The sequence below is a fragment of the Lentzea nigeriaca genome, assembly GCF_016907955.1.
In the GTDB taxonomy this organism is placed as follows: Bacteria; Actinomycetota; Actinomycetes; order Mycobacteriales; family Pseudonocardiaceae; genus Lentzea; species Lentzea nigeriaca.
The window spans coordinates 127,811-143,713 of sequence record NZ_JAFBCX010000001.1 but is presented as its reverse complement, the minus strand read 5'-3'; the positions used below and the strand labels follow the sequence as shown (position 1 = coordinate 143,713).

Annotated in this window: 15 protein-coding genes; 5 read left to right on the top strand and 10 right to left on the bottom strand. The window is 70.8% G+C overall.

Translation table 11 applies throughout. The annotated features are described in order from the left end of the window. Positions 1–27: 27 nt before the first annotated feature. From JOD27_RS00515 to JOD27_RS00505, 3 genes are read left to right on the top strand one after another with little or no spacing between them, the layout of a single operon-like run. A complete protein-coding gene (locus JOD27_RS00515; RefSeq protein WP_239566265.1) occupies positions 28–1,452 on the top strand; it encodes an FAD-dependent oxidoreductase in 1,425 nt (474 codons plus the stop codon). Continuing rightward, a complete protein-coding gene (locus JOD27_RS00510) occupies positions 1,449–2,078 on the top strand; it encodes an NAD(P)-dependent oxidoreductase (RefSeq protein WP_204760123.1) in 630 nt (209 codons plus the stop codon). Before JOD27_RS00515 ends, JOD27_RS00510 begins: the two co-directional genes overlap by 4 nt. A 20-nt stretch (positions 2,079–2,098) precedes the next feature. Next, a complete protein-coding gene (locus JOD27_RS00505; protein WP_239566264.1) occupies positions 2,099–3,730 on the top strand; it encodes an outer membrane protein assembly factor BamB family protein in 1,632 nt (543 codons plus the stop codon). A gap of 7 nt (positions 3,731–3,737) precedes the next feature. On the opposite strand, the gene JOD27_RS00500 is transcribed toward JOD27_RS00505, so the two are convergent. Further along, a complete protein-coding gene (locus tag JOD27_RS00500; RefSeq protein ID WP_204760122.1) occupies positions 3,738–4,181 on the bottom strand; it encodes a MarR family winged helix-turn-helix transcriptional regulator in 444 nt (147 codons plus the stop codon). Between the two features lie 118 nt (positions 4,182–4,299). On the opposite strand from JOD27_RS00500, the gene JOD27_RS00495 reads away from it, so the two are divergent. Both JOD27_RS00495 and JOD27_RS00490 read left to right on the top strand, forming a co-directional pair. After that, entirely contained in the window at positions 4,300–5,163 is an 864-nt protein-coding gene (locus tag JOD27_RS00495; protein ID WP_204760121.1) for an LLM class flavin-dependent oxidoreductase, read from the top strand. Positions 5,164–5,210: 47 nt separating this feature from the next. Next, positions 5,211–5,924, top strand: a complete 714-nt coding sequence (locus tag JOD27_RS00490; protein ID WP_204760120.1) for a DUF4386 domain-containing protein — start codon at positions 5,211–5,213, stop codon at positions 5,922–5,924. Between the two features lie 57 nt (positions 5,925–5,981). On the opposite strand, the gene JOD27_RS00485 is transcribed toward JOD27_RS00490, so the two are convergent. Genes JOD27_RS00485 through asnB form a run of 9 tightly spaced genes read right to left on the bottom strand, consistent with a single transcriptional unit; the run spans position 5,982 to position 15,884 of the window. Next, positions 5,982–6,695 (bottom strand): class I SAM-dependent methyltransferase, encoded by a 714-nt coding sequence (locus JOD27_RS00485; RefSeq protein ID WP_204760119.1) that lies wholly within the window; start codon positions 6,693–6,695, stop codon positions 5,982–5,984. Then, positions 6,692–7,648, bottom strand: a complete 957-nt coding sequence (locus JOD27_RS00480; RefSeq protein ID WP_204760118.1) for a PLP-dependent cysteine synthase family protein — start codon at positions 7,646–7,648, stop codon at positions 6,692–6,694. The genes JOD27_RS00485 and JOD27_RS00480 overlap by 4 nt, the downstream gene beginning before the upstream one ends. Next, positions 7,645–8,850, bottom strand: coding sequence for an FAD-dependent monooxygenase (locus JOD27_RS00475; protein ID WP_204760117.1), 1,206 nt, complete (start codon positions 8,848–8,850; stop codon positions 7,645–7,647). Before JOD27_RS00475 ends, JOD27_RS00480 begins: the two co-directional genes overlap by 4 nt. Continuing rightward, positions 8,837–10,093, bottom strand: coding sequence for an ATP-grasp domain-containing protein (locus JOD27_RS00470; RefSeq protein ID WP_204760116.1), 1,257 nt, complete (start codon positions 10,091–10,093; stop codon positions 8,837–8,839). Before JOD27_RS00470 ends, JOD27_RS00475 begins: the two co-directional genes overlap by 14 nt. Then, positions 10,093–10,608 carry a serine O-acetyltransferase gene (locus tag JOD27_RS46360; RefSeq protein ID WP_204760115.1) on the bottom strand — a complete coding sequence of 172 codons (516 nt, stop codon included), beginning with the start codon at positions 10,606–10,608 and terminating at the stop codon, positions 10,093–10,095. The genes JOD27_RS00470 and JOD27_RS46360 overlap by 1 nt, the downstream gene beginning before the upstream one ends. A 5-nt stretch (positions 10,609–10,613) precedes the next feature. Beyond that, a complete protein-coding gene (locus tag JOD27_RS00460) occupies positions 10,614–12,035 on the bottom strand; it encodes a dihydroorotase (RefSeq protein WP_204760114.1) in 1,422 nt (473 codons plus the stop codon). Next, on the bottom strand, positions 12,023–13,105 hold the full coding sequence (locus JOD27_RS00455; RefSeq protein ID WP_239566263.1) for an acyl-CoA dehydrogenase family protein: 1,083 nt from the start codon (positions 13,103–13,105) through the stop codon (positions 12,023–12,025). Before JOD27_RS00455 ends, JOD27_RS00460 begins: the two co-directional genes overlap by 13 nt. Beyond that, positions 13,084–14,130 (bottom strand): PrpF domain-containing protein, encoded by a 1,047-nt coding sequence (locus JOD27_RS00450; RefSeq protein ID WP_204760113.1) that lies wholly within the window; start codon positions 14,128–14,130, stop codon positions 13,084–13,086. Before JOD27_RS00450 ends, JOD27_RS00455 begins: the two co-directional genes overlap by 22 nt. Beyond that, positions 14,127–15,884 carry an asparagine synthase (glutamine-hydrolyzing) gene (gene asnB, locus JOD27_RS00445; protein ID WP_204760112.1) on the bottom strand — a complete coding sequence of 586 codons (1,758 nt, stop codon included), beginning with the start codon at positions 15,882–15,884 and terminating at the stop codon, positions 14,127–14,129. The genes JOD27_RS00450 and asnB overlap by 4 nt, the downstream gene beginning before the upstream one ends. Between the last annotated feature and the right edge of the window lie 19 nt (positions 15,885–15,903).

Below are 15,903 nucleotides of genomic sequence, written 5' to 3'. Positions count from 1 at the left end.
AAGGGAACCAGGACAGGAGATCTGGGCATGAGCAACGTCATCATCGTCGGCGGCAGCGTCATCGGGTTCGGCGCCGCGCTCGCTCTGGCCGACCAGGGCCACCGGGTGCGAATCCTGGAGCGGTCGACGGACGAGCCACCCTCTACTGTGGACAGTGCGGCGACGTGGCACCGCCCGACCGTGCCGCAGTTCCTGCAGTCGCACGCGTTCGCGTCGCTCGGCTGCAACCTGCTGCGCGACCGGGCCCGTGACGTCTACGACGGCCTGCGCGCGGCTGGCGCCGGTGAGGTGAACCTCGCCGACTACCCACCGCCGATGCTGGGCGGCATCACCCGCAGGCCGGAGGACGACGACCTGCGGATGGTGCTGAGCCGCCGCTCGACGTTCGAGCTCGTGCTGCGGGAACGCGCGCTGGCGAGGCCGGGCGTGTCGGTGAGGACCGGGGCGACCGTGCGTGGCCTGGTCGCGTCCGGCAACCGGGTCACGGGTGTGCGGCTGGCCGACGGCGAGACGATCGAGGCCGACCTGGTCGTCGACGCCACCGGCCGCAAGACAGCCGCCGACACCTGGCTCGCCGACGCCGATCTGCCCGGCAGGGACGTGACCAGCGAGAGCTGCAAGATCGTCTACTACACCCGGTACTACCGGCAGCGCAGTGAGCGGCCGCCCGGCCCGCTCAACCGCGGCTTCGGCGCGGGCGGGCTGTGGGACCACTACACGGCCGTGCTGTTCCTCGGCGACAACGGGACGTTCTCCATCTCGCTGGGCGTGCTGCCCGAGGACACCCAGATGAAGGGCCTGCGCGAGGAGGAGGCGTTCACCGCGGCGGTCCGCGCGACGCCGTTGCTCGCGGGCTGGGTCGCGCCTGGCAACTCGGAGCCGATCTCGCCGGTGTACTCCATGGGCAGCCTGGACAACTCGCTGCGCCTGCCGGTCGAGGGCCAGCCGCTGGTGGAGGGGTTCTTCCCGATCGGCGACGCGCTGTGCACCACGAACCCCGCGTACGGCCGCGGTGTCTCGCTCGGTTTGCAGGAGGCGTTCCTGCTCGCGGATCTCCTCGCGGAGCACCCCGAACCCGGTGAGACGCAGGCACGCGAGTTCGTGGCGCGGTCGACGCGGCTCGTGCGGCCGTGGTTCGAGGAGGCAGTGATGAACGACCGCGGCCGCGCCGGGCTGTGGGAGGCGACGGTGAACGGCCGTCAGCCGCAGCGTCCTCCGGCCGGCGTCGTCACGTTCGGCACCGCCGTCGCCGCCGCGTCCCAGGACGAGGAGGTGTGGCGCCGCGTCGCGAACGTCATGATGATGCTGAAGCCGCCGTCCGCCCTGTACGCGGACGACGAGATCCGCGCGCGGGTCGGCAAGGTGCTCTCCGGCGGCCCGCCGCCGCAGCTGCCCGGCGCGAGCCGCGCGGACCTGCTGGCCGCCGTCTCGGCCGACCTCGTCGCGAAGTGAAGCTCGCGGTCTTCGGTGCCACCGGCGGCACCGGCGTCGAGCTGCTGCGTCAGGCGCTCGACGCCGGGCACGAGGTGGTGGCGCTGGCCCGCGACCCCGGCGCGGTGCCGGTACGGCACGACCGGCTCCACGTCCGGCGCGGTGACGTCCACGACCCGGACAGCGTGGTCGGGGTCGTGGACGGCACCGCCGCCGTCGTGTCCGCGCTCGGCATCGGCTACCGCAGGCACGCCACGACGGTGTACTCCGCGGGCACCGGGAACGTCATCGCGGCCATGCGGGACGCGGGCGTGTCCCGGTTGCTCGCCGTGTCGACGAGCTCGGTGCGGCTGCCGCCGCGTTCCCGGTTCGCGGAGTACGCGCTGGCACGTTTTGTGCTGCACCCGTTGCTGAAACGGCCGTATGCGGACATGCGGCTGATGGAGCAGGAGGTCCGCGCCTCCGGTCTGGAGTGGACACTCGTGCGTGCGGCACGGCTCACCAACGGCAGGCGCACCGGCCGGTACCGGGTCGCGAGCGACCTGCCCGGCTGCTGGTCGATCTCCCGCGCGGACGTCGCCCACTACATGCTGACCCGTCTCACCGACGCGGCCACGTTCCGCAGCGCGGTGCAGATCGCCTACTGAGGGGGTTTCCCTTGTCCAGAATGCGAATGCAGATGCTCGCCGTCGTCGCGGCGACCGGGCTCGCGCTGTCCAGCCCCTATCTGCTGCCCTCGTCGGACGAGCCGGTCGTGAGCCCGCTCGGCCAGCCGACCGGGCAGGACTGGCCGACATGGCAGAAGGACGTCTCCGGCAGCAGGCACAACGCGAGCGAGAAGAAGATCACCCCGCAGACCGTGGGCGACCTCAAGCTCAAGTGGGCGTTCAGCTACCCGAACGTCCCGTACGCCCGGATGGGCAGCCAGCCCGCGGTGACCGGCGGTGTCGCCTACGTCGGCGCGCCGGACGGGAAGTTCCACGCCCTGGACGCGCGGACCGGCAGGACGAAGTGGACCTTCGACCTCACCCCGGTCGCCGGGACGTGGCCACCGGAGAACCCGAACATCGTCCGCGACGGTGCCGCGGTCTCCGGTGATCACGTGTACTTCGGTGACAGCCGCGGCTTCCTCTACTCGCTCGACCGCGACACAGGGAAGCTGAACTGGGCCACCAAGCTCGACGAGCACGTGGCGACGTGGATCACCAGCTCCCCCATGGTGTTCGGCGACCGCGTCTACGTCGGCGTCTCCAGCAACGAGGCGGGTTCGGCGAACGCCCCCGACTACCCGTGCTGCTCGTTCGGCGGCCACGTCGACGCGCTCGACCTCAAGACCGGCAAGGTGGTGTGGAAGCGATCGCTGATGCCACCGGCCAAGCGGATCGGCACCTGGCCCACGGGTGCGGCGAAGTTCGGTCCCGCCGGCGCGGCGGTGTGGTCGAGTCCGGTCATCGATCCCGGGTCGCGCACCATGTACGTCGGCACCGGCAACGCCCACATCGGCACCGGCGCGGAGAAGACCGACAACATCGACAGCGTGCTGGCGCTGAACCTCGACGACGGCACCATCCGGTGGAAGCGGCAGATGCAGGACGTCGACGTGCACAACCAGTCGTGCACGTGGCCCGACCCCGCCGAGTACTGCCCGTCGCACTACGACGGCACCGCCCGCAACTTCGACTTCGGCGCCACCGGCAACCTGTTCACCATCAACGGCAAGCCGGTGCTCGGCATCGCGCAGAAGTCGGGCATCTACTGGGCGTTGGACGCCAGGACCGGCAAGACGATCTGGCACACGCGACTGTCCACTCCGGACATGGCGCACGCCGATCCCGGCAGCGCCGGCGTCCCGTGGGGCAGCAGCTTCGACGGCCGCCGCATCTACGTGGCGAGCTGGCGCGGCAACCCGGCGACGATCTTCGCGCTGGACGCGGCGACCGGCAGGATCGAGTGGAAGTCCGTGCACCCGGCTGACGGCTGCGGCACCGGCGGTGCGGCGAAGTACGCGCAGATGTGCGAGCGGGCCTACCCGTCCGCGGTGACCACCACACCGGGACTGGTGTACGAGGGCAGCGCGGACGGCAAGATGCGGATCTTCAGCGCATCCGACGGAAAGCTGCTGTGGCAGTTCGACGCCGTGCGGGACTTCGAGGGCGTCAACGGGGTCGTCGGCGCGGGCCGGGCGATCGGGGCCAACGGCGGCGCGGTGGTGGTCGACGGCATGCTCTACGTGCAGGCCGGCTACTACCCCTTCTACCCCACCGGCAAGGGCACCGTGCTACTGGCGTTCGGGCTGTAGCCGATCCTCAGTCGAGCGGCAGGTCGCCGGGCAGCAGATGCACGTCGGCCAGCCGCCGCAACAACCCCAGCAGGTCGTGGCGCTGCTCCGGGCGTAGTCCCCGCAGCAGCGCCCGCTGGGTCTCCCGGGCTGCGGCGTCGACCTCGGCCACCACCTCCTCACCGCGCGCGGTGAGCCGCAACGCGTACGCCCGGCGATCACCGGGCCGGCGCCCTCGTTCGACCAGCCCGCGCCGTTCGAGGTCGTCGGACAGCTGGGACATGGGCGCGGGGGCCAGTCCGAGCAACGCGCCCAGCGCCTGCTGCGAGAGGCCGGGGTTGGCGCGCAGCGCGGTGAGGATGCGGATCGGGCGGGGCGCGAGGCGCAGCGGCGCGATCCGTTCGCGCAAATCTTTCACGACGTGAAAGGCGAGCTGACTCAGCACGGGGGACAACGCCTCAGGTGAGTCCATGTCACCCGCCACCTCCGCCGCTCAAGGCGCATCATTACACGAGTTGAATCATTGTATTGCAGTATGCTTCTCGGCATAAACTATTCAACGTCCGCAACTAACTGTCCAGGGGTCGACGATGCGACTGGGACTGCAGATCACGAGCTTCACCTGGGAAGGCGGCGCGCCGCGCATCGCGGCCACCCTCGCCTCCATCGCACGGGCCGCCGAGGCCGCGGGGTTCAAGTCCATCGCGGTCGGCGACCACCTGTGGCAGCACCCGATGATGGGCGGCGTCGAGCTGGAGATGCTCGAGGCCTACTCCGCGCTCTCCTACATCGCCGCGCACACGTCCGAGGTGCAGCTGCTGACCGTGGTGAGCTCGCCGACCATGCGCTCGCCCGCGTTGCTGGCGAAGAGCGTCACGACACTGGACGTGCTGTCCGGTGGCCGTGCGTGGCTCGGCATCGGCGCGGGCGGCTGGGGCGAGGACACCGAGGCGCTGGGCATGCCGACGCCGCCGTTGCGCACCCGCTACGAACTCCTCGAGGAGACGCTGAGGTTCTGCAACGACATGTGGACCGGTGAGCGCGGTACCGACCAGCCGTTCCAGGGCAGGCACATCAACGCCACGCGGGTGCTGAACTCACCGCAGGCACTGGTGAAGCCGCGGATCCTCATCGGCGGCGACGGCGAGAAGCGCACGCTGCCGCTCGTGGCGAAGTATGCCGACGCGTGCAGCCTGCGTCCGGTGCCGGAACTGCCCCAGAAGCTGGACCTGCTGAAGAAGTACTGCGACGAGTACGGCCGCGACTACGACGCCATCGAGAAGACGTGCGTGTTCTACTTCGACACCACCAAGGTCGACGAAATGCTGGCCACACTGCGGAAGTGGGCGGCGATGGGTATCCAGACCGTGTACGGACGGGTACCAGGAGCCGACCACCTGACGCCGTTCGAGATCCTCGGCCGCGACGTCATCCCGGCCATCGCCGAACTCTGACCATCGCCGAACTCCGACCCATCGCCGGACTCTGAAAGGACCTCGTCATGACCCCGACCCGTTCGGCGGCCCGGCACGTCGGCCCGCCGCTCGCACTGCCCGCGCTCGCCTTCGTGCTGCTGTTCCTGTCCAGCCTGGTGCTCGGGCCGATCCTCGGCGCGGGACCCACGCCGTCACCGTTCTCCGGCTCCTCGGAGGTGCTCCAGTACTTCACCGACAGCCAGACCGCCTCCCGCGTGAACGGCTTCCTCCAGTTCGACGCCGCCATCGCGCTCGGTGTGTTCACCGCGGTCGCCACGTCCCGGATGCGGTTCCTCGCGCCCCACGTGCCGGGACCCGTCATCGGTGAGGTCGGCGGCATCCTCGCCGCCGCGTTCCTCGGCCTGAACGGGTTGCTGCAGTGGGTGCTCGGCCAGTCCGACGTGCTCGCGGAGCCCGCACTGGTGCGCGGTTTCCAGTTCCTCTTCTTCGTGCTGGGCGGGCCGGCGCACACCGCGGCGCTGGGACTGCTGATCGCCGGCATCGCGGTGACGGCCGTCTATCTGCGCGCACTGCCGCGCTGGCTGGGCATCGCGGGTGTGGTGATCGCCGCGATCTCCGTGCTCTCGTTGCTCTCGATGCTGGTGACGCCGCTCGCGCTGCTGATCCCGCTGGGCCGCTTCACCGGCTTCATCTGGATCATCGCGGCCGCGTTCCTGCTGCCCCGCAGCCGTGAACTGCGCCGCCCGACCGGTGACCGCGAACCAGCCACCACCTCCTGATCGCACACGCCGCGAAAGGCACGTCCGGCTCCGGACGTGCCTTTCGCGGTTGCGGCGCTAGGGTTTGTCGGCCCAGATCACCCGGTTCATCAGTTCTTCCGGCGGCGTGGGAACGATGATGGCGGAGCGGAAACCGCTGCGGGTCAGCGCGTCGGTCCAGTACTCAGGGGTGGTGAGGATCTCGCCGTCCTCACGCATGAACCGGGGCAGCAGGTCGACCTGCAACAGCATGCGCTCGAACGAGGCGTGCAGCAGGTAGTGCCGTGCCTTGGCGGTCAGCAGGTCCAGCACGTCGAGGGCGCGGTCGAGCGAACCGGCCGGTCCCATCACGCGGCAGAACTGGTCGGCGTTGATGAACCGGCCGCCAGGGCGCAGCACGCGGAAGATCTCGGCCGCGGCGGTGTCGTACGTGTCGAGTTCCAGGTGGTGCAGCGCGAAACTGGTGATGGCGACGTCGAAACTGTTGTCGGGGAACTGGGACAGGTCCTCGACGGCGCCGCCGGTGAAGGAGATGCCGCTGTCGGCGGCGAACTTCTCCTCCGCAGCACGCACCATGGTCGGGGCCGGGTCGATGCCGACGATGGTGCTCAGCGGCAGGGCCTCGCGCACCAGTGAGGTGAGCCGGCCGGTGCCAGAACCGATGTCGAGCACGTCCTTCGCGGTGGGCGGCAACAGTTCCACGGCGGCGGACAGCAGCGCCACGTTGGAGGCGTCGGTGCCGAGGACCTTGTCGTAGTCGATGCCGACGTCGTTCCAGTGGGTCTGGGTCATGGTTGCTCCGTTTCCAGGGAGTCCCAGATGGACAGATAGCGTTCGCCGCTGTCGGGCAGGATCGTGACGACGGTGGCGCCGGCCCAGCGGTCCCGCGAGGCGATCACGCGGGTGCCGGCGACGGCCGCACCGGAGGAGATGCCGACGAAGAGGCCACGTGCGGCCAGTTCGCGGGTGGTGGCGTGGGCGGCGAGGTCCGTGACGGTGAGAATCTCGTCGATGCACGACATGTCGGTGACGTCGTTGATGAAACCGCCGCCGATGCCGGGGATGCGGTGAGTGCCGCGTTCGCCGCCCGACATCACCGGGGAGCCGGCGGGTTCGACGGCGACGACGTGGACGTCGGTACGTTCCTTGAGGAAGTGGGCGACGCCGGTGAGGGTGCCGCCGGTGCCGACCGCGCACACCAGGACGTCGACGTCGTGGCCGGTGTCGCGCCAGATCTCCGGGCCGGTGGTCTCGTAGTGCGCCTGGACGTTGACCGGATTCTTGTCCTGGGCGGCGAGCCACGAGCCGGGCAGCGAGCGGTGCACCTCCTGTGCCTTCGCGATGGCGGCGACCAGGCCGTCCTGGAACGGCGAGAACACGATTTCGGCGCCGAACGCGCGGAGCAGGTCCTGGCGCTCGTTGGTCGCGTTGTCCGGCAGGACGATGATGCACCGATGGCCGCGGGCCGCGCACAAGGCGGCCAGTGAGATGCCGGTGTTGCCGGACGACGCCTCGACCACCGTGCCGCCGGTGGGCGGGAGCAGTCCGGTGCGTTCGGCGTGACGCAGCATGTGCAGCGCGGCACGGTCCTTGACGCTCGACAGCGGGTTGAACATCTCCAGCTTCGCGAGGACCGTGATGTCCGGGCGGGTGCCGGGCAGGGACAGCCGCATCAGCGGCGTGTTCCCCACCAGGTCCTCGACCGTCTCCACGACCAGCGGCCGGGCATGAGGTGTGATGGTCATCGCGTTCCCTCCCAGACCCGCGGCCGCCAGCCGAACAGGCCGGCGAGGCGCTCGTCTTCCGTGGTGAACTCGTTCGCCGCGCGCGCTCGCACGTCGGCGCCCCTGGACGCCTTGCTGTCGACGCCGCCCTTGCGCCGGGACTCCAGGACGATCTCGGCCGTCCGCGGCGCGCGGACGGCGCAGAAGTCCTTGAGCGCACCGGGAACGTCCTGCGGCAGGGCGTTCAGCAGCGCGCCGAGCTCGGCGGCGTCCTCGAGCGCCATCGACGCGCCCTGCCCCATCGCCGGTGACATCGGATGCGCGGCGTCGCCGATCAGCACGCCCCGGCCCCTGGCCCAGTCGTCGATCGGATCGCGGTCGCAGATGTCGGTGATGACGATGCCCGACTCCCGGTCGGTGCGGCGGATCATGTCCACGATCGGCGGGTGCCAGTCGCGGATCCGGCGCAGCAGCGCGGCGAGTGCCGTGCCGGCGTCGAGCGCGGGCCAGTCCCCTTGCTCGGCAACGACCTTGGCCGTCCAGTACACCCGGCCGCCGCCGACGGGGGCGACGAACAGGTCGATGCCGTCGCCGGCGACCGTCACCCCGTTCGGGTAGCAGCGCGGCACGCTCGACCGTCCGCGCAGCGACGTGTATCCCCGGTAGACGGGCGCGCCGTCGTCGAACAACCGGCGTCGGGTGCGAGAGTTCACGCCGTCCGCGCCGACGAGCAGGTCGGCCCGGATCGTGTCCCCTGTGGACAGTTCGACGGACACGTGGTCACCGTGGTCGGAGTGGCAGTCGACGGAGGCGCCGGTGATCAGTTCCGCGTCGCCGGTGGTGGCGATCAACGCCTGCTGCAACGCATACCTCAGCAAGCTCACCTGGGGTGCGCCGAACCGGTCCGCGAGCCCGCCGATCGGGTCGGCCGACAGCACCGTGCCGTCCGGCGCGACCAGCGGCCGGGCGTCACCGGGCCCCGGCACGTGGCCGGCCGCGCGGATCCGGGCGCCGAGATCCGGGTTGGCGGCGTCGGCCGCCTTGATCCCGTTGGGATACAACACGAGTCCGGAGCCGACGGCGGACAGCCGGGTGGCTCGTTCGACGACGGTCACTCGTCGTCGTGGGGCTCCGGGAGCTCGTAGTGCGGCACACAGGGACAACCCAGCGATACCGCCACCCACCACGACAACGGAGGCAGCACCGCCTTCATTCGTCGCCATTCGCCGCCTCCGTCCAGCTCGGCGCGCCACTGCTCGAAATCGGTCCGGTGTTCGTCCACGTCTCGTCCTTCCCGTCGACGCGCACCTTCAGCAGGCCGCGCACCTCGTCGATGTGCCGTTGTGCTTCCTCCGGATCGGCTGCGGACACGACCACGAGCCCGTGTCTGGTCGACGAGTCCTTCGGCTCCGGCAGCTCCTGCCCCGGTTCGAACGGGAACCTCAGCTCGCGCACGAACTCCAGCGCGCGGATCTCGTCGAGGCCGTCGACGCGGTCCAGCACGCCCGGCGGAAACCGGAAGAACGCGACCCGGCCGGTGCGGGTGGCCGGCCCGATCTCGACCGGTTTGCCGAGCAGTGCGGTGAACACGGCGGACTCGACGTCGAACCCGGTTGCGATCTCGATGCACAGCTGGATGAGGTCGCCGCCGATGCGGGTCTGCGACTCGACGATGCGCGGGCCGTCACCGGTGAGGATCACCTCGGTGTGCGTCGGCCCGAACGTGTAGCCGGTGGCGTCCAGGAACTTCGTGACCATCTCGATCATCGCGGCCCGGTGGTGGTCCGGCAGCGTGGCCGGGTGCAGGTGGCCCGCCTCGACGAACCCCGGCGGCGGCAGCAGCTCCTTCGCGGTGACGCCGATGACGTGGTGCTGCCCGCGCACGGTGAGCACCTCGACGCTGAACTCCGGCCCCAGCAACGGTTCCTCGGCGAGCGCCGGCCCCTGGTAAGCCCGTTTCCACGCGGTCAGCTCGTCGTCGTTCGTCACCAGCCGGACGAACCTGCTGCCGTCGAGCCGGGTGGGTTTGACGATCGCGGGGAACTCCGTCCGAACGTCCTCGGCGCGGTCGAACGCGACACAGCGCACCGGCGACAACCCGATGCGCGCCAGCAGCTTCCTGGTCTCCGCCTTGTCGTTGACCAACGTCAGCGACTCCGGCCGGTTGAGCGCGAGCCCGAGCCGTTGGGCCTCCTCGCACACGATCGTCTGCGTGCTCTCCTTGCCCAGGTGCAGGACATGCGCGACGTCGTGCCGTCGCGCCAGTTCCCGCACCGTCGACCGGAGCCGATCCTCGTCGGTGAAGTCGAGCAGCGTCTGCGTTTTCGCGATGGAACCGACCTTGGCGACGTACTCCTCCGGCATGTAGCTCGGGTCCCAGATCGAGTGCACCTCGAACCCGGCCTCGCCCGCTTTGCGCACGTACTGCTCGTACGGCATCACCATGAGAATCGCGTTGTCGCGCATCAGTTCCCGGTCCTCTCCTTCGCCACCGGCGCGTGCACCGTCGCGCCCGCACGCACGTCGGCGCGCACGAGCGCGTTCGCGCCGATCAACGCCTTGTCTCCCACCGTGATCGGCCCCAGCACCGTCGCGTTCGCCCCGACCGTCACCCCGTCACCGAGCCGCGGCTGGCCGGGCAGATCACCGTCGCTCGCGAGCGTGACCTGGTGGAACACCGTGACGTCGTCCCCGACCACGACCTCCGGCCCGATCACGACACCGCAGCCGTGGTCCACGAAGAACCGGCGGCCGATGCGTGCGGCGGGGTGGATCTCGATGCCGCCCGACAGCAGGCGCCCGAACGCCGCCACCGCCGCGGCCGCCGTCCGCCGGCCCGCGCGGTGCAGCCGGTGCGCGGCGCGGTGTCCGAGCACCGCCACCACGGAAGGGTGCAGTGCCGCCTCCGCGCGGGACCGCACGGACGGGTCGCGTTCCACCACGACGTCCAGCTCCTCGGTGAGCCAGCGGGGAAGACGCACGCCGGTCACCTCACCCAGTGCCCGGTGGGCGAGCCGAAGGTGCCGGTGTCCGCGTCCCACACGATCTCGCCGCGGCGGACGGTCGTGCGCACCCGTCCGGCCATCGTCCAGCCCTCGTACGCCGACCAGCCGCACTTGGCCCGCACGTCCCGCGCCGAGAACAACCACCGGTGGTCGGGCTCGAACACCACGAGATCCCCGTCGGCCCCGATCTCCAGCCGCCCCTTGCCGCGCAGCCCGAACAACGCCGCCGGCTCCTCGGCGAGGTGCCGCACGAGCCGGGTCATCGCCACGTCAGGAGACTCGTCGGGCCACCGTTCCCGCATGCCCGTCCACACCGCGGTGGCCAGCTCCTGCACACCCGGCAGCCCTGGCGGCGCGTCGGGCACCGGACGGCACTTCTCCTCCGTGGTGTGCGGCGCGTGGTCGCTGCCCAGCGAACTGACCTCGCCCAGCCGCACGGCCTCCCACAGCCGGTCCTGGTCGGCTCGCTGCCGGATGGCGGGCGCGAGCCTGGTCTTCGCGCCGAGCCGGCGGGTGTCCACGTCGGTGAACGACAGGTGGTGCCCGGTCAGCTCGAACGTCACCGGCAACCCGGCCGCCCGCGCGGCGGTGACGAGATCGGCCTCCTCCGCCGTCGACAGGTGCAGCACGTGCGCGGCAGTGCCGTGCCGCTCGACGAGCCGCACCACCTGCGCCACCGCGGAGATCGGCCCGGTGCGCGGCCGGTACCGCTCGTAGTCCCGGTGCCGGACAGGGGCACCGCGCCACCGGTCGAGCAGCGCGTACACCGCGTCGTCCTCGGCGTGCAGCACGAGCCGCACACGCCCGGCCGCGGCAGCGGCGAAGATCTTGTCCAGCTGACCGGGATCGCGCACCACGGTCGGCGCGGTGTGGTGCCCGGCCATGAAGACCTTGGCGCTCACCGCGACACCGGGATCGATGTCCGCCAGCAACTCCGGCCGGTCGGGATCGGCGCCGACGTGGAACGCGTAGTCGACCAGCGAGGTCCCGGCGACCAGCTCGGCCTTGGCCAGCACCGCTTCGGGAGACAGCGTCGGCGGCACGGTGTTGGGCATGTCCATCACGGTCGTGACGCCGCCCGCGACGGCGGCCCTGCTGCCGTGCGGCCAGTCTTCCTTGTGGGTCAGGCCTGGGGTGCGGAAGTGCACGTGCGAGTCGATCAGGCCGGGGAGGACGTAGGCGCCACGGGCGTCGATCACCCGGCGCGCCTCGCGGTCAGCGGGAACGATCTTGCCGTCGGACACCACGACGCCGCCGCTCCGCACACCGTCCGCGGTCCCGCGCCGCCCACCGGTCTCGCCGACGGCCACGACCCGGCCACCGGACACCACGACGTCACCGCTCCGCACACCGTCCGGCGTCACCAGCCGCCCGCCCGTGACGAGGAGATCTACTGCTGCCACGACGCCGCCACCAGTTCCCGGCACAGCTCGTTCGCCGGCCCCATCAGCGCGACGGCCCGGGAGTCGGCGATCAGCTGGTTGATCCGGTTCGCCACGACGTACCCCGTCGAACTGAGCATCCGCGCGACCTCGACGCACACGTGTTCGGCCACGACGGTGGCGAACAGCTTGCTGCGCAACGTGGTCGTGCCGGACTTCAGCTCACCGGCCCGTGCCACGACCGCCCGCGCCGCCTCCACCTGCACGCCGAGGTCGACCAGCTGGTGCCGGACCGCCTGGGACGCGAGCTTCCCGGCGCGGGCAAGGTGTTGTTCGGCCAGCTCCAGCGCGGCCCGCGCGATGCCGGCGGACACCGCGCCCAGCGTGGCGCCGGTCCGCCGGACGCCTGCGATGATCTTCGGTGCCTCGTCGAGCGGGCCCAGCCGGTCGGAGTCCGCGACCACGCAGTCCTTCAGCGTCACGAAACCGGTGGCCGAGCCGCGCATGCCGACCAGGTCGAGGCCGAGGTCGGGCACGAGCCCCGGATTTCCACCGGACACCAGGAAGAACGACTGACCGGCCGAACCGTAGACGCTCTGCCCGTCGTCGTGCGGGCGGGAGGTCTGCACCAGCACCAGGTACTGATCCGCGATGCCGGCGCCGGTGGTGAACGACTTGCCGCCGTCGAGGACCCAGCCACCACCCTGCCGCACCGCGGTGGTGGAGAGCACCTTCTTCGCCGCGCCCGCGCCGGGCTCGCTCCACGCCGACGCCGCGAGCATCTCCCCGCTCGTCAACGCCGGCAGCAGCCTGGACTTCTGTTCCTCGGTGCCCCATTCGGCGACGCGTGCGGTGACCGCGTAGTGCTGGAACAGCACGATCGCGAGCGACGGGTTGGCGGTGGCGACCTCCTCGACCACCCGGTTGACCGACGCGCCGGACGGCCCGGCCGCGAACAAGCCCGACTTCCGCAGCAGCCGCAGCGCTTCGAGGTCGGGTGCACCGGAACGCGCGGTGTGCGCCGCCGACGCTCTCAGTTCGTCCAGAAGGGACGCCGACGGGGTTTCGGTCACGCTGGTAGTGAGAGACATTCGGCGATTTCCTTGAGCTGGAAGTGGGCCAGTGGTTCGAGGAAGAACGAGCCGTGGAACGTCACCCGCTTGTCGCCGACGGTCGTCCAGTTCAGGCACGTCACACCGTCGTCCTGCGTGGTGGTCGCGGCGGTGACCGAGAGCACGGCGCCCGGCGTGCGGAGGTGGATCATCCCGGGCGCGCAGGACGCCTCCCGCGCGGTGAGCCACGGGATCGTGCCGGGAATGCCGGTGGCGGCGCCGAGGCACGCGACGCCGGTCAGCGCGAGCGTGGGATGCCAGGTCGGCACGGAGATCGCACGCACCGCCAGCATCCCGTCGAGCGGCAACGTCACCGCGACCTTCGGGAACGCGCCGTCCGGCGACCAGCCCAGGTGCTCGGCGGCGGCCCTGCGGATACGGACCAGCCGGTCGAAGAGCTCGGCGTCGTCGGCGAACAGCTCGTCCGCGGCACGCACCCGCGCACCGGCAGCGCTGACGAAAACGTACGGATTTCCGGCCGACACCAGGGAGACCTCGACGTCGCGGCCGTCCACGCGCAACGTCGTGCGCGGTGTCCCGACCAGCAACAGGTCGGTGAGCGGCCGTGGCGGGATCTGCAGGAAGTGCACCGTGAAGCCGACGGTCGTGCGGCCAACGCTGTCCACTTCGCACACCAGGTGGTCGCCGTTGTTGAGCACGTTGACCCGGACCCGGTCGCCGGGACCCAGTTTGGGCAGCATCCCGCACTCGGCCGCGGCGGTGATCGAGGACAGCACCGAGTGCCCGCACGAGCCGCGCAGGTCGAACCGGTCCGGCCCGTCCGGCAGCGCCTGGATGAACCGGTAGTCCAGGTCCAGCAACGGATGCGCGGACGGCTGGATGAGCGCGATCTTCAGCACGTGCCCGCCGCCGGCATCGGTGAGCCACCGGCGAGCGTCGGCGAGCGCGGCCAGCAGCGGACCGTCCTCCGCCGGCAGGTAGCGGGCGTCAAGCACGAGCGTCGGGCACGGGCTGCCGGACGCGAACGCGAGGTGGGCGATCACGCCGCCGCCATCTCGGCGAGCGAGGGCACACCCACGCTGAACTGCTCGCTCCACACCTCGTACACCAGCAACGCCCACAGGGTCAGCGCCGTGGTCGGATCCGGATCGGCCGCCTGCCTGGTGAACAACGCCTGCACCCGGTCCGGCGCGACCTGGCCCGCGGGCAGCAGCCGGCTCGGTGCCAGCATGTCCCTCGCGAACTCCCACAACGCCGCGCCGGGCCGCAGCATCGCGACGATCGGCAGCGTGAACGGCTGCTTGGGCCGGTCGAGCACGTCCGGCGGCAGCAGCCCGCGCGCCGCCGCGTACAGCGCCCGCTTGACGTTGCCGCCGCTGATCCGCTGTTCGTCCGGCAGCGCGCGGCCGATGCCGACGATCCGCTGCTGGCAGAACGGCAGCCGGACCTCGACACCGCTGGCCATGCTCAGGTGATCGACCCGACGCAGGTGGTAGGCGGGCAATCGGTAGCGCAGCTCGAACTCGGTGATGCGCTTGAGGACGCTCCCCGGCCCGCCCAGGATCTCCATCGCACCGACCGGCAACGGGGACGGCAGCTCGTGGGCGTATTCCTTGGTGTACAACGCGTGTCGTTGAGCGCTCGGCAACACGGCCAACGTGTCCAAGTACCGCGGCAGCCACTGCTGCCCACCGTTCGCGGCGTCGCGCATCCGGTCGTACCCGCCGAACAGCTCGTCGGCGGCGTCTCCGGTCAGCGCCACGGTGAACCCGGCCTCCCGCACCGCGCGGAACAACGCGTACGTGCTCAGCGTGATCGGGTCGGCGTTGGGTTGCCCCAGGTGCCACACGACGTCCGACAACAGCTGCGGGAACGTCGCGGGATCGATCTCCACCTGGTGGTAGGCGGCGCGGGTGGCGACGGCGACCTGCCGCGCGAAGTGCCGCTCGTCGTGCGGCCACGTGCCGCGATAGGCGATGTTGAACGTGTGCAGGTCCGGTTCGACCTGCGCGGCGAACTCGGTGACCAGACTGGAGTCGAGGCCGCCGGAGGTGATCGTCGCGACCGGAACGTCCGCGATGAGCAGCTTCTGCACCTCGTCGCTGAGCGCCGTGCGCACGTCCTCGCTGCGCCCGGCCGGGCCGGGCCGGGTGCGGATCCGCAGCCCTGCCTGGTCGCACACGGCCGTCGCCGCGGGGGGAAGGACCTTGATGTCGGTGAACATCGTCTGTTCGCCGAACGGCGTCTTGGTCGCGAGGTAGGCGTCGAGCCCCGGCGCCCAAAGGTCCCTGGAGACCGCGCCGAACCCGAGCAGCGAACCGATCTCGGACGAGAAGTGGAGCGATCGTTCCGCGCCGTCCCACCGGTAGAACAGGGGTTTCATGCCCGCGTGGTCGATGGCGATGACCATCCGCGGCTCGTGCCGCAGGTCCAGCACGACCACGGCGAACATGCCGTCCAGGTGGTCGGGGAAGCTGTCGCCGTACTCGAGGTAGAGCGCGGGCAGTATCGACCCGTCACACCGGTCGGGGAACGTGTAGCCCATCATCCCCAGGCGGCGCCGCAACGTCTCGTGGTTGTAGATCTCGCCGTTGAAGACGACTTTGACGTCGCCGAGCTGGTAGGGCTGCTGCTCACCGGCCGGGTCCATGACGGCCAGCCGGTTGCTGCCCAGCGCGCACCCTGCCCACCGGCCGTTCCCGTGCCCGTCGGGTCCGCCGTGCCGCTGCAACGCCGCGACGGTCCGCATCTCGTGCGGCGAAACAACAGCGTTGAAATGCCCGTATATCCGGCACATCCTTCTCGCACACCTCCCC